22 protein-coding genes and 1 pseudogene are annotated in these 20,469 nt (G+C 41.2%); 14 read left to right on the top strand and 9 right to left on the bottom strand.

Annotated features, from left to right (window positions below; translation table 11 throughout):
* Nucleotides 1-280: 280 nt before the first annotated feature.
* The gene (locus ACIROD_RS13885) at nt 281-1,321 is read left to right on the top strand and encodes a YkvI family membrane protein (RefSeq protein ID WP_101224506.1); all 1,041 of its coding nucleotides are present in this window, start codon (nt 281-283) and stop codon (nt 1,319-1,321) included.
* Nucleotides 1,322-1,372: 51 nt separating this feature from the next.
* Here the strand turns inward: ACIROD_RS13885 and ACIROD_RS13890 are convergent, their stop codons facing one another.
* Nucleotides 1,373-1,987 (bottom strand): hypothetical protein, encoded by a 615-nt coding sequence (locus ACIROD_RS13890; RefSeq protein ID WP_402941639.1) that lies wholly within the window; start codon nt 1,985-1,987, stop codon nt 1,373-1,375.
* A gap of 189 nt (nt 1,988-2,176) precedes the next feature.
* On the bottom strand, nt 2,177-2,353 hold the full coding sequence (locus ACIROD_RS13895) for a YkvS family protein (RefSeq protein ID WP_064505160.1): 177 nt from the start codon (nt 2,351-2,353) through the stop codon (nt 2,177-2,179).
* A 454-nt stretch (nt 2,354-2,807) separates the two neighbouring features.
* On the opposite strand from ACIROD_RS13895, the gene ACIROD_RS13900 reads away from it, so the two are divergent.
* A complete protein-coding gene (locus tag ACIROD_RS13900) occupies nt 2,808-3,002 on the top strand; it encodes a hypothetical protein (RefSeq protein WP_101224508.1) in 195 nt (64 codons plus the stop codon).
* A 63-nt stretch (nt 3,003-3,065) separates the two neighbouring features.
* On the opposite strand, the gene ACIROD_RS13905 is transcribed toward ACIROD_RS13900, so the two are convergent.
* Together ACIROD_RS13905 and ACIROD_RS13910 are read right to left on the bottom strand one after the other, a co-directional pair.
* Nucleotides 3,066-3,542, bottom strand: coding sequence for a sigma-70 family RNA polymerase sigma factor (locus tag ACIROD_RS13905; protein ID WP_402941641.1), 477 nt, complete (start codon nt 3,540-3,542; stop codon nt 3,066-3,068).
* 854 nt (nt 3,543-4,396) lie between these two features.
* Nucleotides 4,397-5,182: a thermonuclease family protein gene (locus ACIROD_RS13910; RefSeq protein ID WP_402941643.1), complete on the bottom strand. Its 786-nt coding sequence runs from the start codon at nt 5,180-5,182 to the stop codon at nt 4,397-4,399.
* A 179-nt stretch (nt 5,183-5,361) separates the two neighbouring features.
* Here ACIROD_RS13910 and ACIROD_RS13915 point away from each other — a divergent pair, with 179 nt between their 5' ends.
* The 7 genes from ACIROD_RS13915 (at nt 5,362) to ACIROD_RS13945 (ending at nt 11,405) form a co-directional block, all read left to right on the top strand.
* Complete coding sequence (locus tag ACIROD_RS13915; protein WP_402942934.1) at nt 5,362-5,991, top strand: ABC transporter ATP-binding protein; 630 nt, start codon at nt 5,362-5,364, stop codon at nt 5,989-5,991.
* Nucleotides 5,991-6,776 (top strand): ABC transporter permease, encoded by a 786-nt coding sequence (locus ACIROD_RS13920; protein WP_230177609.1) that lies wholly within the window; start codon nt 5,991-5,993, stop codon nt 6,774-6,776. Before ACIROD_RS13915 ends, ACIROD_RS13920 begins: the two co-directional genes overlap by 1 nt.
* Before the next feature lie 213 nt (nt 6,777-6,989).
* Nucleotides 6,990-7,256, top strand: a complete 267-nt coding sequence (locus tag ACIROD_RS13925; protein WP_034314127.1) for a phosphocarrier protein HPr — start codon at nt 6,990-6,992, stop codon at nt 7,254-7,256.
* Complete coding sequence (gene ptsP, locus ACIROD_RS13930) at nt 7,256-8,974, top strand: phosphoenolpyruvate--protein phosphotransferase (RefSeq protein ID WP_402941646.1); 1,719 nt, start codon at nt 7,256-7,258, stop codon at nt 8,972-8,974. Before ACIROD_RS13925 ends, ptsP begins: the two co-directional genes overlap by 1 nt.
* 307 nt (nt 8,975-9,281) lie before the next feature.
* The gene (locus ACIROD_RS13935; protein ID WP_101224513.1) at nt 9,282-10,067 is read left to right on the top strand and encodes an SDR family oxidoreductase; all 786 of its coding nucleotides are present in this window, start codon (nt 9,282-9,284) and stop codon (nt 10,065-10,067) included.
* Nucleotides 10,068-10,105: 38 nt separating this feature from the next.
* Entirely contained in the window at nt 10,106-10,975 is an 870-nt protein-coding gene (locus tag ACIROD_RS13940) for an NAD(P)-dependent oxidoreductase (protein WP_402941648.1), read from the top strand.
* A 64-nt stretch (nt 10,976-11,039) separates the two neighbouring features.
* On the top strand, nt 11,040-11,405 hold the full coding sequence (locus ACIROD_RS13945) for a hypothetical protein (protein WP_034314117.1): 366 nt from the start codon (nt 11,040-11,042) through the stop codon (nt 11,403-11,405).
* Nucleotides 11,406-11,503: 98 nt separating this feature from the next.
* On the opposite strand, the gene ACIROD_RS13950 is transcribed toward ACIROD_RS13945, so the two are convergent.
* Nucleotides 11,504-12,652: an aminotransferase A gene (locus ACIROD_RS13950; RefSeq protein ID WP_402941649.1), complete on the bottom strand. Its 1,149-nt coding sequence runs from the start codon at nt 12,650-12,652 to the stop codon at nt 11,504-11,506.
* A gap of 156 nt (nt 12,653-12,808) precedes the next feature.
* Between ACIROD_RS13950 and corA the strand changes: the two genes are divergently transcribed.
* Nucleotides 12,809-13,783 (top strand): magnesium/cobalt transporter CorA, encoded by a 975-nt coding sequence (corA, locus tag ACIROD_RS13955; protein WP_402941651.1) that lies wholly within the window; start codon nt 12,809-12,811, stop codon nt 13,781-13,783.
* 352 nt (nt 13,784-14,135) lie between these two features.
* Nucleotides 14,136-15,041, top strand: a complete 906-nt coding sequence (locus ACIROD_RS13960) for a chemotaxis protein (protein WP_402941653.1) — start codon at nt 14,136-14,138, stop codon at nt 15,039-15,041.
* A gap of 54 nt (nt 15,042-15,095) precedes the next feature.
* On the opposite strand, the gene ACIROD_RS13965 is transcribed toward ACIROD_RS13960, so the two are convergent.
* Complete coding sequence (locus ACIROD_RS13965) at nt 15,096-15,602, bottom strand: YkyB family protein (protein WP_101224517.1); 507 nt, start codon at nt 15,600-15,602, stop codon at nt 15,096-15,098.
* 290 nt (nt 15,603-15,892) lie between these two features.
* Nucleotides 15,893-16,204 (bottom strand): hypothetical protein, encoded by a 312-nt coding sequence (locus tag ACIROD_RS13970; protein ID WP_397315031.1) that lies wholly within the window; start codon nt 16,202-16,204, stop codon nt 15,893-15,895.
* Nucleotides 16,205-16,368: 164 nt separating this feature from the next.
* On the opposite strand from ACIROD_RS13970, the gene ACIROD_RS13975 reads away from it, so the two are divergent.
* Both ACIROD_RS13975 and crcB read left to right on the top strand, forming a co-directional pair.
* Complete coding sequence (locus ACIROD_RS13975) at nt 16,369-16,749, top strand: fluoride efflux transporter FluC (RefSeq protein ID WP_402941655.1); 381 nt, start codon at nt 16,369-16,371, stop codon at nt 16,747-16,749.
* Nucleotides 16,746-17,108, top strand: a complete 363-nt coding sequence (crcB, locus tag ACIROD_RS13980) for a fluoride efflux transporter CrcB (RefSeq protein ID WP_402941657.1) — start codon at nt 16,746-16,748, stop codon at nt 17,106-17,108. Before ACIROD_RS13975 ends, crcB begins: the two co-directional genes overlap by 4 nt.
* Before the next feature lie 169 nt (nt 17,109-17,277).
* On the opposite strand, the gene ACIROD_RS13985 is transcribed toward crcB, so the two are convergent.
* Entirely contained in the window at nt 17,278-18,141 is an 864-nt protein-coding gene (locus tag ACIROD_RS13985) for a metallophosphoesterase (protein ID WP_101224520.1), read from the bottom strand.
* Nucleotides 18,142-18,304: 163 nt separating this feature from the next.
* Between ACIROD_RS13985 and ACIROD_RS13990 the strand changes: the two genes are divergently transcribed.
* The gene (locus tag ACIROD_RS13990) at nt 18,305-20,161 is read left to right on the top strand and encodes an SLC13 family permease (protein ID WP_402941659.1); all 1,857 of its coding nucleotides are present in this window, start codon (nt 18,305-18,307) and stop codon (nt 20,159-20,161) included.
* Here ACIROD_RS13990 and ACIROD_RS13995 read toward each other — a convergent pair.
* Nucleotides 20,162-20,366: pseudogene (locus ACIROD_RS13995) on the bottom strand (transposase); the annotation flags it as partial. It lies immediately after the preceding gene.
* Between the last annotated feature and the right edge of the window lie 103 nt (nt 20,367-20,469).

The following is a 20,469-nucleotide window of genomic DNA, read 5'->3' on the forward strand; positions in this document are numbered from 1 at the left end:
GCGGCATGGCAGACAGTCGGCGGCAAAGGGAGCGTATTTCTGAAATCAATTGGAACTTTTATTAATTTGTTTACAGTCTGAACGCTTGGAGATTATTCCAAGCGTTTTTTAAAATCTTTCATACGTTCGGAATGATGATTCACAGTGAAATGCATGAGGAGTTTCAGACTGCACAATGAGAGGAAGTAACCCAGGAAAAAAACAGCCGACGAAAGGAATATTACTCGGCTTGTCTTAAATGTCTCTTCCTTACATATAAATGTAGGGAGGAGGGGAGAGTATGCTGTCAAGGTGGTCAGGGAGTTTTCAGATTGCAGCGGTTTATGTAGGCACAGTCGTCGGTGCAGGATTTGCAACTGGAAAAGAGATTGTCGAGTTTTTTACCCGGTATGGCTTTTATGGTTTTATCGGGATTTTAATAGCAGGTTATATTTTCATTTTCACTGGAACGAAAATCATGCTCATTTCCGCAAGGATCAGAGCATCTTCTTATGAGGAGTTCAATCAATTTCTTTTTGGCAGGAAAATAGCAGGAATCATCAACATCTTCTTCCTTATCATGCTTTTAGGGGTGACAGCTGTCATGATTTCGGGCTCTGGAGCCGTTTTCGAAGAACAACTTGGCGTGTCTAAAAGTATAGGAAGTTGGTCTACGATCATACTGGCATCCTTGGTCCTGATGATGGGCATGCGCGGTGTTTTCACTGTGAACTCGTTTGTTGTACCAATCATGATCTGTTTTAGTTTGATCCTTTTTTTCTCGACTTTGGGTAATGGGGATTTCTTTAAGACCCTTACAAAAGTTCCAGATGAAGTGATCACCGTGAAAATGCTTTTATCACCATTTGCCTATACAGCCTTTAACCTTGCTTTGGCACAGGCTGTGCTGGTTCCGGTTGCTTATGAAGTTCGAGATGAGAAGGTCATTAAACATGGAGCAATCCTTGGAGGGATATTCCTTACGATCATTTTATTGACGGGGCATTTTTCACTTATGACACTTCCTGACGTGAATGGTTATGAAATTCCTTCAGCAGTTATTATGAGAACGGCAGCCAGTCAGTTATATTGGATGTTCATTTTGGTGATTTACGGGGAGATATTCACTTCGGTCATCGGAAACATATATGGATTACAGAGGCAAATCAGCAGTTATATTAAATTGCCAAGCATGCTGATCATAGCGGTGATTTTTTTAATAGCTTTGATCATTAGTGAATTCGGCTATGGAAGGTTACTAGGATATATTTATCCGGTTTTTGGATACATAAGCCTCCTTTTTTTAATTCTGGTCTGGAAAAGCAAGGCGGGGAAGGAGTGATGAAGAACGGGGGGCCTGAACTTAGCCCTCCGCATCAGGGGGAATCAATGTTCATCCTTTCATCAGCGTCTTAGCCATCACTAGAAAAGCATCCCGGTAATCTCGATCTTTTTTTGTGAACATAGTTAAGCGGACGGGTGCTTTTTCATCCTTGAGCAATATGGAAGTGATCACATCATCCCCACTTTCCACTTCAAATCCCGTGCCGCCCTCGATTTCAAGTGAAGGATCCCTAATCGTTTCTGAAATGCTTTCCAGCTGGGATTGAACATTTTTTTCCACCTCATCCCAATTGACATCCGTCTTCAATAGTTCTATTCTCATATAAATGGAGTCATCTTCAGTCAGGAACACAATATCCTTTCCAGGTTCTTCGGCACTTAATCTGAATTGTTGCAAAACATAAAGGCTGAACGGTTGATTATCACTTTTTTTTAAGAACGCTGTTTTTTCCTTTGCTTCCCCGTTAATTGAATATTGCAGGTTTTGCTCCATCAGTCTTATTTTGTTATTACGATTATCTCCTTGAGAGGTATTGCCTTCGTTCCCCTCTTTTACTGAACCTTCTTGTGGCTCATCTGCATTTTCGTCTGTGGTCGTACCGCAGCCAGTCAGCAGAATAGCGGCGAATGTGATACAGCCAATATAACGTGTCCAACGAGTCATTTGTTTCCCTCATCTTTCTGATAGAAATTCCAATCTGAATTTGGATATGTTGCACCACATACAAGTGTTTTGCCCTTTAATGAATTAGACGGAGTAAAATGGAAATGGTTACAAAAAACTGAAGAATCAATTCATACGCTTGCTAAAAAGTAAAAACGGAATGGTATAGAGAAACCATCCCGTTTTGTATTAACCTATGATTTTATAATTTTTATGGTTGACGACGGTTTTCTGTTCAAGTTCCAAATCACGATAATTTTCCATATACGTGACGTCCACGATTACTGAGTTCTCGTTCACTTTCTCGACGATTCCTTTTAAGCCTTCTCTAAATTCAATGATATTTCCAACTTCCGCTTTCTTCATGGTAATCATCCTTTCCCATTTTGTTTCCAATGATCAAAAAGTAACTATGGAGTAATTGGATTATTCGAACATCTTGCCGTTTAGATTTTGACGTGGGAAGTGCCAGTAAGAGAATTAGTTATCTCTCATGTCGGTACAGTAAGCTAAACTTTTAAAGGGAGGTGCGATTCTTGAAATGGACCAGCTGTAATGATGTGGCATAATTTGGTATATATTGCAAACGCAGTTATACGTACCAGTATGTAATTCTATGTACAAAATATGCCAATCATTTTACATTATGATATTTTACTATACAGTTTGCACTATTTTAAAGCATACGTAAAGAATAATGTAGCAAGAGGGCCTCAAAAAATTCTGATTTATATTTAGTGGCATGCTTATGTTAAAATGAAAACGGAATTTCTCCTGTCTGAATATGATGGAACATTTGATAATTAAGGAGGATAATATGATGAATGCAGATGAAGCAAAAGAAGTACTCGATAAACTGGCGAACCGGGAAATGGATGAATTCAGGATAACAAAAGAAGAATTTTTAGCTTTTCGTGAGATTCTTGTTAAAAGGGAAGACTTTAAACATTTTCGGGGGAATGCCCAACATAACGGTGTGATAATTTATACGTATTTAGAAGAAGCGAGAAGTTAATCGATGTAAATAATTTGGGGTGGCTCATGATTGAGCCACCCCAAATTATTTACAATAGAAAAATCACTTGTTCCTTAATTTATTTAAAGCGGACCTTCTCCATGATTTGACGGCTGCTGCAGTGACTTGATAGACCTCAGCGATTTCAGACACTGTTTTATTTTCGAGGTATGTCTGTAGAAGCCAGCGTTGCTGATTGAGTGTCAATCCTTCCGTGTAGGTTAAGATATTATCGATGGCAAAGGCCTCTTCATGCATCGTACAAGGATCCTTAATCTCTAATATGAAGGAATCAAAGGGCTCAGTGCGGATCTCATATTTATGATGATGCTTTAATTCGTTCAGAATTTTGCCTTTGATTACCGTATAGGCATAGTTGGAGAATTTTCCGTATTCCTCATTGAAATTCCCCAATGACTCCCATAAAGCAATCAAGCCTACTTGAAAATATTCTTCCTTATTTTTATAGATGGAAAGTGAGCGGATAATATGATGGATCATCGGGGTGAATTCCTTCGTTAGTGCTGAGAAATCTTCCATTAAGCAAGTCACCTTTAGAAAGTGCACTTTTCTGTATTCCCGGCTGCTTCTACCATAAATAAAACGATCATATATAGCCAAAATGCGTAACGGAAAAATGGAGGGGGAAAAAGTGGGTTTTAAGGGAGCTGAAAAGAACCTTATTGAAGGGAAAAACTAGATTCAGATAATCTTGAAAAAGGTGACCAAATGAAAAAAACACATCCTGATATTGGATGTGCCGAAACAATTCACTACTATTTCTTTTAGTTTTTCCTCTTCATTCAATGTAAAGCCATACACATGAATGCTCCGTTTGTCGAGAAAAGGGTGTTTGGAAAGGTCTCATTCCGAATTGTGAATATAAAACTTTTTTTGGGGGGGTGTAAAATTTGGTAGGGCACTCGCTTTTCCCGCAGGAGTCTCACGCCTTCCGGTCCAATCAAATATGTTTTAAAAGATAGAACACCTTTTGTCTACAAACTAGATAATAACGAAGGTTCGAAAGGCTCTCACCCCGACCATTATTTTAAAGGAAAATAGGTTCCTACTTGTTTTTTTGCTTATTATACATATGATGGAAACTATCTGGATGGAGGCAGGCAGACGGCGGAAAGGGAGCGGATTTCTGAAATCCGCTGGATCTTTTTAAAATAAAAAACTGCAGGCAAACGGATCTTCTTTTAATTTGCCTGCAGTCTGTACATTTAAAGATGTGTAATTTTCCAAATCATCATTTAGTTTTTAAAAATAATAAGGAAGCGGGGGAGAAAAGCAGTAACGAAATATTTTTGGTTGTATTTCATTTTGCATTACCCCTAAAAATTTCCAAATACGAGTTCGGAAGCGGGCATATTGATAAACCGTTGAATTTGTTAACTTTGCGATTTTCGGAAACCGGCATCCTGTGCGTCCTGTTCGGTACAAAACATTTCTTCTGGTTTAGTTATTTCGTAATATTGGCCCGAAGGAATGTGATATATTTTATTGCCTTTAGAGTTTATATTCCCTTTAATTTGCGGGTTACTGCAAGATCCAGTCGGATTTTCCACTGTTACTTCTTTTGACTGGGAATCATCAAACCCCTTTGAAGTTGCATAGTTTTCAATAGACCAAATACCGATTTCGTCTCTTTGGGCTTGTTTCTGAGTATCTTCCAATTCTTCAAGATATTTCGTGTTCGGTGCATAAACATAAGCTACCCTTGCCAGTCCTTTTTCCAGCAGGAGTTTATTCACCATTTTGCCATCAACATAAAAATAGGCCAGCAGCCGGCCGTATTTATCCCTTTCACCTATGCCGGTTTCTACTTCCACTTCAGAGCCCGCAGGCATGAGTTCCTTGGCGAACTTGCTTGCTTCAGGTCCAAAAGGCTGAACGGGCTTGGATGGGTGCACGGTTTCTGGAGTATCTACCAAAAGGAGCCTGACCGTTTCTTCATTTCCATTATCCATTTTGATTCTTACTGTATCTCCGTCAACAACTTTGATGATCTCGGCTGTGAATGTCTTGCCTTTTTCTTCATTTGAAATTGAATCTTCCTGTTTGGATTGATTAATCTGGTCATCTGATGCTGCCTGGCAGCCAGACAACGTAATCAGGCAAAGTGCAGTCATGAGAAAAACATTCAGATAAGAATGTAACAAGGAATTTCCGTTCATGATAAGTCCCCCCATTTATTAAGGTGTTTTCCACGTCCGTCATGGATATATTCGGCAGGACTAATACTAACCCATAAAAAAGCGAAAGAAAATGAAAAATTTTACATGCATCGCTACCCCGTATCATGATAGTTTCTTATAATGATATGGTGGAGTAAGGGAGGCAGGCGTGCAAAATGATATTTAGGCTTGAAAATATTAGGTATAAAGGGATTTTGAAAATTGATGATTTGAAAATACCCGCTTGTATGGTTACTTGCTTGACTGGGGAAAGCGGTGCAGGAAAAACCTCACTGCTCCGATTATTGAACAGGATGGATGACCCGGATAGCGGTTCGATCTATTATCAGGATCAGCTGCTGGATAAATTCAACCCGATAGAGCTCCGGCGTAAAGTCACAATGCTTTCCCAGGCACCGTTCACTTTACCTGGTACGATTGAAGAAAATCTTCAGATTGGCCTGGAATTGACAGAAAAGGAAAAAAAGGATAAAGCCGAATTGGTTAAAGCACTTGAAACCGTCCAGTTGCAGAAGTCTTTAGACGAGGGGGCGGAGAATCTTTCTGGCGGGGAGAAACAGAGGCTGGCACTGGCGAGGCTACTTTTATTGAAACCCGAGGTGTATTTACTGGATGAGCCGACCTCGGCTCTCGATGAGGAAGCCGAGCTGACGGTCATGAGCCGTTTTTTAGAAGAAGTAAAGCGGGAAAAAGGAACGGTCATCATGATAACCCATTCAAAACAGCTTGCGAGCATCTGTGCTGAAAAGAGGATCGTTCTGAAAAAGGCGAAGGAGGGTGACTATTAATGGAGGCGAATGGGATAATAGATATTGAGTTCTGGCGTCTTTGTGCGGCCTACGTGTTTGTAGTAATCCTGCTCATAATCGTGAAATGGCGCGGGATTTCACGGGAAAAGCAAATCGTGCTCGCTACGGTACGGATGACGGTCCAACTCGTTCTCGCCGGTTATGTTTTGACATATATCTTTGAAAATCCCCACCCTTTACTTTCTTTGGGATTTCTATGTGCGATGTCCCTGTTTTCCATCCATAATATTTTTAAGCAAGTGTCCCATACACTTAATAAGAAAATCAAAAGGATGGTTATCCTAAGTATGTTATCAGGTCCCATGGCTGCCTTGTTTTATTTTAATGTGGTCGTGATCCATTTCACCCCATGGTATGAGCCGAGGTATTTCATTCCAATTGCTGGAATGATCGTGGGAAATGCGATGACAGGAGTGACATTGGCGCTTAAAAACCTCCATGATGGGATTAGCAGTAATCGTGAAAAGGTAGAAGCGATGCTGATGCTTGGAGCGACTCCAGCGAGGGCTGTTAAGAAATATGTGGATGCTGCATTCGACTCGGCAGTGCTCCCGACTTTGAACAATATGCTCGGGATGGGGATTATCTTCCTCCCAGGAATGATGACAGGGCAAATCCTGTCGGGGATAAGCCCGCTAATCGCTATTGAGTACCAGATTGCGATACTAATCGGGATTCTCGGAAGTGTTTCATTAACGGTGGTCCTTTTCATTATGCTGAGTTTCAGGGCTTTTTTTACCAAAAATGCACAGCTGTCCATTTAAACATTGAAGAATCTGAAAAGTAATAGTTGCAGTTCCTTCTATATTTTTGTACTATTTTGTAGGTACCAATAGTTTTGGTTTGTTTGTTGGGAATGATAATGCTATCCTGATAAGGAAAAGGGCATTTCTTTTTTTCGTTTCTTTCCTGATGGATAGAGAAAACCCCTTACATAACCTATTTTTGTTAATTTATCTTAAAGGAGATTGATCTATATGGTAGAAAAAACGTTTACAGTAACTGCAGAAACAGGAATTCACGCTCGTCCGGCAACATTGCTTGTACAAGCTGCAGGAAAATTTGATTCAGAAATAAACCTTGCATATAAAGAGAAAAAAGTGAACCTTAAGTCCATTATGGGTGTAATGTCCCTAGGTATCGGCAAAGGGGCGGAAATTACGATTTCTGCTGAAGGAAGCGATGAAAACGATGCACTAAACACACTTGCTGAAACGTTGAACAGAGAAGGATTAGCAGAATAATGTCCACTTTGATTAGTGGAATAGCAGCTTCAAACGGAATAGCCATCGCTAAAGCCTATCGACTGACTGAGCCAGATTTATCGATTGTAAAAAGAAGCATAGAAGATGTCGGGGCTGAAATATCCCGTTTTAAGGAAGCTATTCAAAAGTCAACAAATGAATTGGAAATAATCAGGGATAAAGCCGAAAAGGATCTAGGGGCCGATAAAGCCGCAATCTTTGACGCGCACCTGCTTGTTTTGGCTGATCCGGAACTTATCACTCCAATTCAAGATAAAATACAATCAGAAAACGTCAACGCAGAGTTTTCTTTAAATGAAACCGCAAGCATGTTCATTACGATGTTTGAACAAATGGATAATGAATACATGAAGGAACGAGCAGCGGATATCCGTGACGTCACGAAACGGGTGCTGTCACATCTTTTAGGTGTTCATATTCCTAATCCGAGCATGATTGCTGAAGAAGTGATCATCATTGCGGAGGATTTGACTCCATCCGATACAGCACAGTTGAACCCGGCATATGTTAAAGGATTTACGACCGATATCGGTGGACGTACATCCCATTCAGCCATAATGGCCCGTTCATTGGAAATTCCAGCAGTCGTTGGAGCGAAGTCAGTGACATCTTCCATTGAAAATGGTGACTTGGTCATAATTGACGGGTTAAAGGGTGAAGTCCACATCAATCCCACTCCTGAACTCGTGAAACGCTACGAAGAGGAGCAGGAAGCCTATGCTAGGCAAAAAGCTGAGTGGGCGAAACTTGTTCATGAAAAAACCGTTACGAATGATGGCCATCATGTGGAATTGGCAGCCAATATTGGCACGCCGAAAGATCTGGAGGGCGTACATCAAAATGGCGGTGAAGGCATCGGGTTATATCGTACGGAATTTCTTTATATGGGCAGAAATGACTTTCCAAGTGAAGAAGAACAGTTCGAGGCATACAAAGCGGTGCTGGAAGGAATGTCAGGTAAGCCTGTAGTCGTCAGAACGCTTGATATTGGCGGGGACAAGGAGCTGCCATATTTAGAGCTTCCTAAGGAAATGAATCCTTTCCTTGGATACCGTGCTATACGCCTATGCTTAAATGAGCAGGAGATTTTCCGGACTCAGCTCCGTGCCCTGCTTCGGGCAAGCATTTACGGAGATTTGAAAATCATGTTCCCGATGATTGCCACGCTTGCTGAATTCCGCGAAGCTAAAGCCGTTTTGGCTGAAGTTAGGCAGGAATTGCTTGATAATGGTGTTCAAGTTGCCGAAAAAATTGAAGTCGGAATCATGGTTGAAATCCCTTCAACTGCAGTGATGGCGGATATTTTTGCTAAGGAAGTTGATTTCTTCAGCATTGGCACTAATGACTTGATTCAATATACGATGGCCGCTGACCGAATGAATGAGAGAGTATCCTATTTATATCAACCATACAATCCAGCGATTTTACGCCTGGTTAAAATGGTAATAGATGCAGCTCATAAAGAAGGGAAATGGGCCGGAATGTGCGGGGAAATGGCTGGAGATGAAATTGCCATACCGATATTGATCGGATTGGGCCTTGATGAATTCTCAATGAGTGCCACTTCGATTTTAAAAGCACGTTCTCTAATTAGCCAACTTTCACTTGAAGAGATGAAAAAACTATCTCAGGAAGTTTTAGGGCTAGATACGAATGATAATGTGAAAGAAGCGGTAGTTAACGCTTTGAAGAAATAAATATATCAGGAAAAACGCACCCCATCCACAGAACCTTCGGATGGGGTGCTGTCCTGTAATTCTTGCTTGATTATTTGAGAATAAATGTTTATTGCTTCAAAATGGGGGTAAATAAAAAGCAAGCACAGTTGTTTAGCTCTATTAGGGCAGCTGACATTCTCATTTCCCCCTTTGACGCCGGTTGGGTTATCCAACCGGCTATTTTTTGTAAATAAAAATCACAATAATGATTATTCAGATTTTTCACTTTACGGTTATGACGATATAATGGAATTATGATTTTAAGAAAATGGAGGTTAAATATTATATGGAATTACATTTGGAAAAGAAAAATGCATTGATTTTAGCTTCAAGTCAAGGTTTGGGGAAGGCTATGGCAGCTGAATTGGTTAAGGAAGGGGCAAATGTCATGCTGGCAAGCCGTGATGGAGAAAAGCTTGCCGCCGTACAAAGGGAATTATCGCAGCTTGGGACGGGTAAAGTTTCTTATAAGGTAACGGATATAACAAAAGCTGAAGATATTAAGAGCCTGGTTGGGCAAACTGCTGAGGAATTCGGCGGTATCGATATTCTTATTAATAACGCCGGAGGTCCTCCAGGGGGTTCATTTACGGATTTCAATGATGAAGAATGGCAACAATCCTTCGAACTTAATTTACTAAGTTTCATCAGGACGATCCGTGAAAGCTTGCCACATTTAAAAAAACAGGGCGGGAAAATCGTTAATATTGCTTCTTCATCCATTAAGGAACCGATTCCAGGATTGATATTATCGAATACATTCCGGACGGCAATCGTTGGATTGTCAAAGACGTTAGCTTCAGAATTAGCACCGGACCGGATTTTGATCAATACAGTCGGTCCAGGAAGAATCGCAACAGACCGCGTTCAGCACCTTGATGAAATGAATGCGGAGAAACAAGGCGTCACTCCTGAGGAGGTGACTGAACAATCGATTAACAAAATCCCTCTTGGCCGTTATGGGGAACCCGAGGAATTTGCAAGGTTCGTTACTTTCCTTGTTTCAGGCGCAAATACATATTTAACGGGCCAGTCATATTTAGTTGACGGAGGAATGATAAAGTCCATTTAAGACTTTTTGAAACAAAATGATTGGGAGGAATCTGCAATATGCAATCGAACAAAGTGATCGGCTTCATAGGTTTAGGAGTTATGGGAAAAAGCATGGCCGCAAATCTTCTTAAGGCGGGATTTGAGGTGTTTGTTTATACAAGGACGAAAGATAAGGCAAGTGAGCTGCTCTCACAGGGAGCGAAGTGGGCATCTGCACCAAAGGAAATTGCGCAGAGAGCCAATGTGATCATTTCCATGGTGGGATACCCTAGTGATGTGGAAGAAATCTATCTGGGGGAAAATGGGCTTATCGAGAACGGGAAACAAGGAACCCATTTAATCGATATGACGACATCCACTCCATCTTTGGCAGTGAAAATTGCAGAAGAAGCCAAGAAAAGGGGCATGGAATCATTGGATGCACCGGTTTCCGGAGGAGATATCGGTGCTCGTGATGCGAAGCTTACGATCATGGTCGGCGGGTCTAGTGAGGCATTTGAAGCTGTCCTGCCCATTTTTGATATCATTGGCAGCAATGTTGTCCATCAAGGCCCGGCTGGCTCAGGACAGCATACGAAAATGTGCAATCAAATCGCCATTGCATCCAATATGATCGGAGTGACTGAAGCGATTTCCTATGCCAAAAAGGCCGGGTTGGATCCGGACCGGGTTTTAAGGAGCATATCATCGGGTTCCGCCGGAAGCTGGTCACTGTCCAATCTGGTGCCGCGAATGGTTGAAGGGGATTTTGAACCTGGTTTTTATATCAAGCACTTTATCAAGGATATGAAGATTGCACTTGATGAAGCGGAAAGAATGGGAATGGACGCTCCTGGATTAAGCCTAAGCAAATCCCTATATGAGGGGCTGGCAGAAGCTGGCGAGGAAAATAGCGGTACACAAGCATTATATAAACATTATAATTAGTGCTAGCATTTCTATATCATGAATAAGCTGATAGCGACAGCCTTTACAAAAAGGAGTGAAAGCTATGGGCGAATTCGATGATATCAATATGAAATTCCAGGAATTAGAAGATGGTCGATATATTGTAAGGATTGAAGGTTTTAAGCGAGAAAAAACCATTCACCAAACAAAGCCCATTCGTTGGGATCTGAAATTAATGAATGAAAGTCCGCTGATACTGCCGGTGAAATTCAGTCATATCGAAACGAATGCCGGTTTTCAGATCCTGATGCGCGAATTGAAGAGTTTAGGTTTTTCAAAGCCGCGCTCCGCAAAGGAATTTGAAGAAGTGATGGCTGATTTACTTGGGTCAATCGTTGAAGTGAGCCTTACCACGACAAATAAGGAAGAGGGATATCGGGAAATTCGTTTCTTACGGAGGTTGTATTAATTGACTGACTTGGTGAAAAACCTTCGGTAGCATACAACTTTGAAAATAGGAAAACGGCCTTCAATTGTTCATTCAATTGAAGGCCGCTTTATTTTCGGTTACTTTATGGCTAAAAAAGCCTCAATACGATCCAAAGCCTTTTCAAGGGTTTCCATGGAATATGCATAAGATATCCTGAAGTACCCTTCACCAAGGGGAGAGAATGCATCTCCAGGGACCACTGCCACTTTTTCCTGTTGAACAAGCTTAAGGCAAAAATCAAGCGAAGAGGCATAGCCTTCAGGCAGCTTTATAAAAAAGTAAAAGGCACCATTTGGTTTGACTACTTCCAGATTCATCGCTTGTAAGCGGCTGAATACGTATTCCCGTCTCCGTGCATACTCAGTCTTCATGGGGATTGCATCATCTCTGCCTGCCGTCAATGCTGCCAAGGCAGCTCTCTGCGATATGGAGGTGGCACAGGTCACATTGTATTGGTGAACCTTCAGGAGATGCTGAGAGATGGCTGCAGGCGCAAACAGAAGGCCGATTCTCCACCCGGTCATGGAATGGGACTTGGACAGTCCGTTCAGGACGATGGTTTGTTCTTTTAAGAAAGTGCCAATCGAAACATGCTCCTGATCGAATACCAGTTCACTGTATATCTCGTCAGCCAATATGAAGATGTCCTTGCCCCTGACAAGTTCGGCAATGTCCAATAATTCTTCGGCAGATAATGTAACCCCGGTCGGATTAGATGGATAGGGCAGAACGATGCACCGGGTATGCTCAGTTATGTATTTTTCAAGTATATCAGCAGTCAAACGAAATCCATTTTTTGTTGTATCGGCATAAACAGGTGTTGCCCCGCACATCTTTATGATGGGTTCGTATCCCGGATATACCGGACCCGGTAATATTACTTCGTTCCCTGGGGTGAGGATCGTCCGGAACGTAATGTCTATGCCTTCGCTGGCACCAGAGGTCACTATCACTTCATTCTCCGGATCATAGTTAAGCTTGTATTTATCCTTTACATAATTTGAAGCGGCTTCCCGTAATTCCAAATAGCCCGCATTGTGTGTATAAACGGTATAGTCATTATCGATGGCATGTTTTGCAGCTTGTTTAATATGCATCGGAGTTGGAAAGTCAGGCTGTCCTATCGTTAAGGAAATGGTGCCTTCGATATCAGCTACCATATTGTAGAATTTACGGATTCCTGATATTTTAACGTCTTTTACTAGAGGGTTTATTAAATGTTCCATCTATGAATATCCTCCCTTTTCTTACTACATGAATTATGTACAATGTTTGACTCATTCATTCTATTTTATCATTTAGTTTGGAGGGGGAGAAAACTTTTTGAGATTAATGAATTAAAGGTATAATGTATGATAAGAAAATTTTGAGGGTTGATACATATGATAAGGACTTGCGCAATAACTTCTAATCATGAAGTCAGTTTTGGTTTACCGCTAACCGAAATGAATAATTCGGATATCGAGTGGTACTGGGTGGATTTTTCCAACCCCACAAACAAGGAAATCGAACTTTTAACCAAGCATTTTCACTTTCATCCGCTGGCAATCGAAGACTGCCTGGATGATTTTAACCAACGTCCCAAAATGGATTTTTATGAGGGCTACCAATTTCTTGTGATACATGCTCTAAGGGAGAAGGTATTTAAAGCAGTGGAATTGGATATGTTTGTTGGTGAAAAATGGATAGTCAGTTTTCATAAGGAAGACATGCTTGAACTGGAAAAAGTATGGGAAGAAATTGCTGGTAATAAAATGTTGAAGCAAAGTCCCTTTTTCTTGATGCATAGGATAATTGACAGGATCGTCGATGAATTTTTCCCGCCTGTTTATAAAATAGAAAGCGAATTGGGCAGCATTGAGGAAAATACTGAAAATGACACGATTAACGAATTGATGGATCAGCTTTTCGATTTACGTACAGATATGTCCAAGCTCCGTCGGACCATATTGCCGATGCGTGATTTATTGTACAGAATGATCTCATCAGAGCGTCTGAATTACTTGAAGGATCAGCACCTTTATTTTAATGATGTGTACGATCATCTTCTTAAATTGACTGAAATGCTTGAATCGTATCGAGATTTTTCGTCAGATATCCGAGATAGCTATTTGTCTGTGAACTCTAATAATATGAATTCAACGATGATGACATTGACTGTCATCACTACCATTTTCATGCCGCTGACCTTCATAGTGGGCGTATACGGGATGAATTTTGAATATATGCCGGAATTAAATTGGCATTATGGCTATTTCCTCATTCTTGGAATGATGGGCGGAATTGCCTTGATGATGTTTTTATTCTTTGTTAAAAAAGGATGGCTCAATCCAAAGAAAAGGTCGCGAAGGAGATGAAAAGACCCAACTGACCTGCTATTTTAAGTGGGTTTAGAAGGGCTGCAAGGAGTTATTGCTGATCCACCCAATATGGAGGTTTTTATCGAAGAGACAGCCTTACGATCGATATGATGGCCGGTATGGCAGTGGTGAATAATGAGAATGGAAAAAGGGACTCTGATGGGTCCCTTTTTAGTTTGGTATTAATAAATAATCACTTCTTGATTCTTTTTTTAGCTGTGCCCTAAACAAAAGAAATATTTAACCGAATTATTAGGTATGAGTTCATTGATGAAACCAAGGTATTTTTCCTAGCGGTTAAATGATTTATGGATTATGAAATGAATAAGTAGAAGGGCGGGATGAAACAATGGAAGCAAATAAAGGAATATTACTTGAAAGTGGAACGAATGAACTTGAGATAGTGGAATTCGGTCTCGGAAATAATAAATTCGGCATTAACGTAATTAAGGTGAAGGAAATCATCAATCCTGTCCCCATTACGCTAGTCCCGCATTCGCATCCAAATGTGGAGGGGATCATTGAGCTTCGCGGAGAAGTCCTTCCAGTTGTGAATGTGGCGGATGCTTTAGGATTTCCGCCATCTGAAACTCCTGAGCAGGATAAATTCATAGTGGCTGAATTCAATCAGCAAAAAGTGGTTTTCCATGTCCATACCGTAACACAGATCCACCGTATTTCCTGGTCACAAATCGAAAAGCCTTCAGATATGTATCAAGGCCTTGAAAGTCAGATTATCGGAGTAATAAAATTAAATAGTGACATGTTACTGTTACTCGATTTTGAAAAAATAATGGTCGAAATCAATCCCGAATCAGGAATAAACATCCAACAGGTTAAAAAGCTTGGTATCCGGCAAAATTCAGACAAGAGGATCCTGATTGCAGAAGATTCTCCATTACTGAGGAAGCTGCTGTTTGATACATTGTCAGAAGCTGGGTTCAAGTACTTGGAGTTTTATGAAAATGGACTTGATGCATTTAATTATCTGGAGAATTTAATTGATTCAGGAAAAGTGGTTGAAGAAGAAGTGCAACTGGTGATTACCGATATTGAGATGCCTCAAATGGATGGGCATCATTTGACTAGAAGAATAAAGGAAAACGGGGAACTCGCTGGATTGCCGGTGATTATTTTCTCTTCTTTGATTACGGACAGCCTGCGTCATAAAGGTCAGGTCGTAGGGGCTGACGCACAGATCAGCAAGCCAGAAATTGCAGAGCTAATAAAGTTGATAGACAGATTGGTATTATGAATGTGAAACGGGCCTGTGAGGCATTTCCTCACGGCCCGTTTGGTTTATCAATGATTAATACTTGGAACCTTTTCCTAAAAAGGAGGATGGAAATGGATTGTGGAAAGGTTGCTTGACCGACCCACGCCCGTGAGCCCTTTTCTCGGTGTTGGTAGGGTTAGGTTGTTTTTCACCTGCTTGTCCAACGTAAGATTGCAGGATCTGTTTTGCCTTGGATAATGACAATGCGGCTTTAGGGTTCCGTATGGAGGCTGCCCGGCTGCCGAGGTGGGGTAGTTTTTTCAAATCTTCCTTAGTTGGAGGTAAATGAAAAACATATGATCCGCATTCGACGATGACGTCGGATTGTTGTGCTGCAAAGCGAGGGTTATCAGAGAAATGAAGTCCAATCTTCTTCGCTTTTCCTTCTTGCATAAGCTTGCTTAATGCGAGCCGTTTTAAATTATATAAATTTTTGGGCTCCAATGCAGTCTTTGCATGTTTATTGACAATAAACACGGCTTGGGCAATGGAGTTAATCGAAAACTCATCCCTTTCAGAATGTCCTTTCGTTTGGTTCATCATGGAAACTCCTTTTCTTAATAAGGTTAGAAGGACGTTACAAACAGACGTCCTTCAATCAAAACCTGTTCTTATATATTGGTTGAAATAGAGACGTGTGCGCAACCAGGCAGAAATAGTGAAAAAACAATGCATGTACATCTCTAAGGTATGACCATCATTTCCTAACACTTTACCTTCTATTCATTTTCATATTATACCACTTCAAAATATATAGTGAAGTAAAATTCAATCTGACGGCTTTTGGTCCAAGAAAAAGAAGGCGTTCAATGTCGCCTTCTGTGCAATCCTTATTGAGTGTATATATTGATATTTTCGGATACCCCAGCCTGTGCGCCGAATTGTTGTTGCTGGTAACCCTGAAAGCCTTGATAAGCAGGATAAGCTGGATAAGCAGGGTAAGGAGGGTAAGCGGGCGGGTATGGAGGAGGATATGGAGGATAGACAGGTGGACGGTTATTGAATAGCAACGGTCCAATTGCCAATCCTGCAACAAAAGCTACAGGCGCCAATAGAGGAAAGAAAGGAAAGAAGCGCTCGTCATTCCAATATTCAGGTCCATATTCATTCCCATATGAATTTCTGTATTCGTTCTGTAGCATCATGGTCTGTGGATAGTGGTAGTAAGGAAAATACTGTGTTTGCATAATTAGCCTCCTTTTCTCAAATTCTTTACATAGTATGGTTTATTTTAAGAAAAGAGCCTGTTTCATCTTAATCTGTTATAATGAGTCTACTTATGAGAAAAAAATTCGGGGGGACCTAAATGGATCGATTAAAAAGCATCTTTGCAGTCGGTTTTGGAGGAGCGGCAGGAGCAATATTGCGTTATTGCGTAATCTTGAATGCTGGCCATTCCTTCTTCCCGTTTGGAACCCTATTGATAAATATAGTAGGCAGCTTTTTGCTTGGAATGATCAATGGCTATTTCGCCGCGAAAAAGAAGTCGCTTGTTTTTTTAGTGCTGGGCAGCGGGTTTTGCGGCGGCTTCACCACGATGTCCACATTTTCCCAAGAAGTGGTTAATCTACTGCAGACTTCTCTGCCATTGGCGGGACTGTATCTTGGAGCAACGCTTTTATTTGGTTTGGTCGCTGGTTTCCTCGGACTGGGCCTTTTTAATAGACAAAGAGGTGACTCGCTTTGATTGAGTTTCTTTCTGTTTTTATAGGAGGTTTTTTTGGGGCGGCCACTCGATATGCCTTGCAGATTATTTTTAATAGGCTTTTGCCAGCGGTCTCTATACCCATTAGCATTTTACTGATTAACCTTTTAGGTTCCTTTGGGCTGGGATTGGTGTTTCCGCAAAAAGAGAGCTGGGCTTTATCTTTGCAGGTTTTTCTGACGATAGGTTTTCTGGGTGCTTTTACGACCTTTTCGACATTCAGTATGGAAACGCTTGAACTTATTAGAAAACACCGTTATATAGATAGCCTTATCTATATAACGGTGTCTGTTTTAGGGTGTATCGGCACTTTCCTGTGTGGCTATTTAAGTATGGTATAACCTTTATGGCATTACCGTTGATTCTGGTAAAAAAGACCTGGTTTTCTCGATATACTTCTAATGCTATAATTCATAGGAGTCCATTATAAATGAAACATGGCAACAAGTTGTTTTATCCGCACAGGTTTTGTTAATAAGTCTGGCGGTTTTCCCCTGTTTTCGTTTTCTATCATTTTTCGGCTTGTAATTCGTAAACAGTCAACTCCGGACGTGAAAGAAAACGATAGGGGAGACGGGTAGTGCCAAGCCCTCTATTAACATGTAACGTTAATGAATCGATTTCATATGTGCCTTCCCGGTACTTTTCAGCGTATGGAGGAGTTACAAGGGCACCGGCAAACGGAATTTGTACTTGGCCTCCGTGACTGTGACCGCTTATTTGATATTGGATGTCGTAAGTCCTTGATATGTCGGCAAGATCAGGGGCATGTGAAAGCATAATGGTGAACACTTCTTCCGGGATGCCGGAAAGGGCTTTTTCAAAATCCGGCTTTCCTAGCATGGCATCATCAACCCCGGCAATGATTATTTCTTCAGCCGTTAATAAGGTTATCTTAGCTGAGGTATTCTGCAACATGGTAAAATGGGATTTTTCCATGATATCACTGTAAATTTCTGAGCCATATCCCCCATGATCATGGTTGCCATAGATGCTGAACTTTCCAAGCGGCGCTTTGAGCTGATTCAAAACGAGAGGGATTTTCTGGTGAGCCTTGTATTTATTAGGCTGGTCCATTAAATCTCCGGTAAAAAAAATAACATCAGGGTCCAGTTGATTTATCTTATTGACAATTGCTTGTAAATCTTTAAGCTGAAATTGAAAGCCTAAATGCGTATCACTGAATTGGACCATTTTCATGCCATGAAAACTTTTTGGGATAAGCGGGTGTCTGATGATTTTGTGCTTGATTTCTAACCATTTCGGCTCCAAATTATGGGCATAATAGTTTCCGCCAATACCTAAACCGGTTATGGTAGCCAATGTACCAAGACTTTTCTTTAAGAATGTTCTTCTTGATATGGGTTTATTCAAATTAATCAACCTATCTAATATAAAAATGTTACTTCCTCATACTAACAAACAATATACATAAATTGAAGAAAATATCTTCTATAAGCCTATGAAAAACATGTAAACTGGGGTTTGATGAAACCGTATCCGGTTTGAAATTGAACATCTATACGGAGGTAACATGATGACCGAACCAATGTTTATTACACTGATTATACTTCTATGCGCGATTGCGCTTTTTATACAAGGAAAATTTCGAGCTGATTTAATTGCACTTAGTGCACTTTCCATACTGGGTTTATTGGGGATTCTTACATTGGATGAACTGGTGGCCGGGTTTGCGAATCAAGTGGTCATCATGCTGGCTGGGCTATTTATCGTCGGTGCCGGCCTGTTAAATTCAGGAATCGTGGAAAAGGCAGGAAATAAGTTGTTGGGTTTATGTGGGGGCAGTGAATGGAAATCGCTGCTTATCGTCATGCTGACTGCAGGAATATTAAGTGCATTCCTAAGCGGAACAGGAATTGTTTCCATACTGCTTCCGCTCGTTATGAGCATGGCCTTACAACAAAAAACAAGTCCGACAAGGTATTTATTGCCCCTTGCCTATGCAAGCAGTATTGGGGGGCTATTAACACTTACCGGTACTCCCTCCAATATGATCGTCGCTGATGTATTACGGCAAAACGGAATAGGGACTTTAGAATTTTTCGACTTTACACCTGTTGGCTTAATCGCCTTTACAGCAGGGTTATTCTTCATGTTGACACTCGGGCGCCTGTTGCTTCCCGAGAAAACGATTGCCGCGAATAACAGTGTCAAGGGACTGTCTGCAGGGGAGCTTGCCGGCATGTACAAAGTGTATGACCGATTGCATTATCTGCACATACCCGCTACTTCCGATATTGTTGGAGAAAGGCTGTCAGACCTCCAGCTTCCTATTCAGTATGAATTGACTTTGATTGAAATCCAGCGGAAGCCAAAGGACAAACAATTGCCGCTGCTGCAAAGACAGCTGACGATTTCAGCCAGGGCGGATGAAGTTCTTCATCCTGAAGATGTCATTTTGGTGTTTGGAGAAGAAGAAGCAGTCGAGAGGTTGGCACTTAACTATGAACTGGAGTTTAAACATTTCAATACAGAACAAATAAAGAAACATTTTCTTAGCAGTAGATTTGGATTGACAGAAATATTGATCGTCCCGAATTCGGATTATGAAAATCAAACCTTGATAGATGTGCATTTTCGCGAGAAATACCAATGTAATGTGCTGGCAATCAATCGGAATGGCGAATATATTCAAGCGGATGTCGGAACGGAACGCTTGAAACCGGGAGATGCAATCCTGATACATGGAGAATGGGAGAACATTGAGAGGATTTCCTCGGATTTACAGGATGTCATCGTTATTGGAAGTACTTCAGAAGATGGCTCTCCGGTCAACTCCAGGGGGAAAGCATGGATCGCTTTGGGAATCACTGCATTGATGGTCATTCTTTTATCGATGGAGTCCGTCCCTGCTGTATTATCGGTACTGACTGCAGCATTGTTGATGGTGATCACTGGCTGTGTCCGTTCGATGGAGGATGCTTACCAAAAGATTAACTGGGAACCTGTTCTCTTGATTGCTGCCATGTTCGGAATAACGGCTGCTTTGGATAATACGGGTGGAGTGAGAATGATAAGTGATTGGCTGGCCGTTTTATTCAGTAATATCGGGGCACACGGCATATTGGCGGTCTTTTACCTCCTGACACTGATACTGAGCCAATTCATCCCATATGGAGCCGCGACGGTAATCATGACGCCCATTGCCCTGACATCTGCGGTGAATCAAGGAATCGATCCGCTTCCTGTGTTTCTATGCCTTGCCGTTGCTGGAAGTTTGGCGTTATCCACTCCAAGGGTTGCCACTACCAACGCGCTTGTCATGACTGCGGGTGATTACAAGCATAAAGATTTTATCATGATCGGGATATCCATACAGATCTTCATTGGTGTTATCATGGTGATCACAATTCCGTGGTTCTTCCCTTTTTGATCAGACTGAAGGCATTGTTCCATATATGGACAATGCCTTCGGTTTCTTTGAATTAATCGCAGCGAAAGTAAGCATCGCAGCAATCGACAATTTTTCAAGTCCCCTTAAAGTATTCAATGCATACCATGCTTTTCTTTTGCATCTGCGGATACAAGTTCAATTGTTTCTTTACGTTAGCATATATAGGTTTTATATCTTGATGATGACACAGATATGCATCCTCATCACATCAAGTTTTATTAATTCTATTTAAAACCATGAAGACTTTAGGCAAAGGGTTCTATCTAAAAGTTAAACAAAGTTGATTG

Origin of the sequence: Peribacillus sp. NPDC101481 (genome assembly GCF_044767165.1) — a bacterium.
In the GTDB taxonomy this organism is placed as follows: domain Bacteria; phylum Bacillota; class Bacilli; order Bacillales; family DSM-1321; genus Peribacillus.

Bases quoted from the DNA above. Each gene is read 5' to 3' on its own strand.
- ACIROD_RS13885 (WP_101224506.1), top strand. From the start codon at position 281: ATGCTGTCAAGGTGGTCAGGGAGTTTTCAGATTGCAGCGGTTTATGTA.
- ACIROD_RS13905 (WP_402941641.1), bottom strand. From the start codon at position 3,542: ATGGAAGATTTCTCAGCACTAACGAAGGAATTCACCCCGATGATCCAT.
- ACIROD_RS13910 (WP_402941643.1), bottom strand. From the start codon at position 5,182: ATGAACGGAAATTCCTTGTTACATTCTTATCTGAATGTTTTTCTCATG.
- ACIROD_RS13945 (WP_034314117.1), top strand. From the start codon at position 11,040: ATGGGCGAATTCGATGATATCAATATGAAATTCCAGGAATTAGAAGAT.
- ACIROD_RS13900 (WP_101224508.1), top strand. From the start codon at position 2,808: ATGAATGCAGATGAAGCAAAAGAAGTACTCGATAAACTGGCGAACCGG.
- ACIROD_RS13920 (WP_230177609.1), top strand. From the start codon at position 5,991: ATGGAGGCGAATGGGATAATAGATATTGAGTTCTGGCGTCTTTGTGCG.
- corA (WP_402941651.1), top strand. From the start codon at position 12,809: ATGATAAGGACTTGCGCAATAACTTCTAATCATGAAGTCAGTTTTGGT.
- ACIROD_RS13935 (WP_101224513.1), top strand. From the start codon at position 9,282: ATGGAATTACATTTGGAAAAGAAAAATGCATTGATTTTAGCTTCAAGT.
- ptsP (WP_402941646.1), top strand. From the start codon at position 7,256: ATGTCCACTTTGATTAGTGGAATAGCAGCTTCAAACGGAATAGCCATC.
- ACIROD_RS13890 (WP_402941639.1), bottom strand. From the start codon at position 1,987: ATGACTCGTTGGACACGTTATATTGGCTGTATCACATTCGCCGCTATT.
- ACIROD_RS13950 (WP_402941649.1), bottom strand. From the start codon at position 12,652: ATGGAACATTTAATAAACCCTCTAGTAAAAGACGTTAAAATATCAGGA.
- ACIROD_RS13895 (WP_064505160.1), bottom strand. From the start codon at position 2,353: ATGAAGAAAGCGGAAGTTGGAAATATCATTGAATTTAGAGAAGGCTTA.
- ACIROD_RS13940 (WP_402941648.1), top strand. From the start codon at position 10,106: ATGCAATCGAACAAAGTGATCGGCTTCATAGGTTTAGGAGTTATGGGA.
- ACIROD_RS13975 (WP_402941655.1), top strand. From the start codon at position 16,369: ATGGATCGATTAAAAAGCATCTTTGCAGTCGGTTTTGGAGGAGCGGCA.
- ACIROD_RS13970 (WP_397315031.1), bottom strand. From the start codon at position 16,204: ATGCTACAGAACGAATACAGAAATTCATATGGGAATGAATATGGACCT.
- ACIROD_RS13925 (WP_034314127.1), top strand. From the start codon at position 6,990: ATGGTAGAAAAAACGTTTACAGTAACTGCAGAAACAGGAATTCACGCT.
- ACIROD_RS13965 (WP_101224517.1), bottom strand. From the start codon at position 15,602: ATGAACCAAACGAAAGGACATTCTGAAAGGGATGAGTTTTCGATTAAC.
- ACIROD_RS13990 (WP_402941659.1), top strand. From the start codon at position 18,305: ATGACCGAACCAATGTTTATTACACTGATTATACTTCTATGCGCGATT.
- ACIROD_RS13960 (WP_402941653.1), top strand. From the start codon at position 14,136: ATGGAAGCAAATAAAGGAATATTACTTGAAAGTGGAACGAATGAACTT.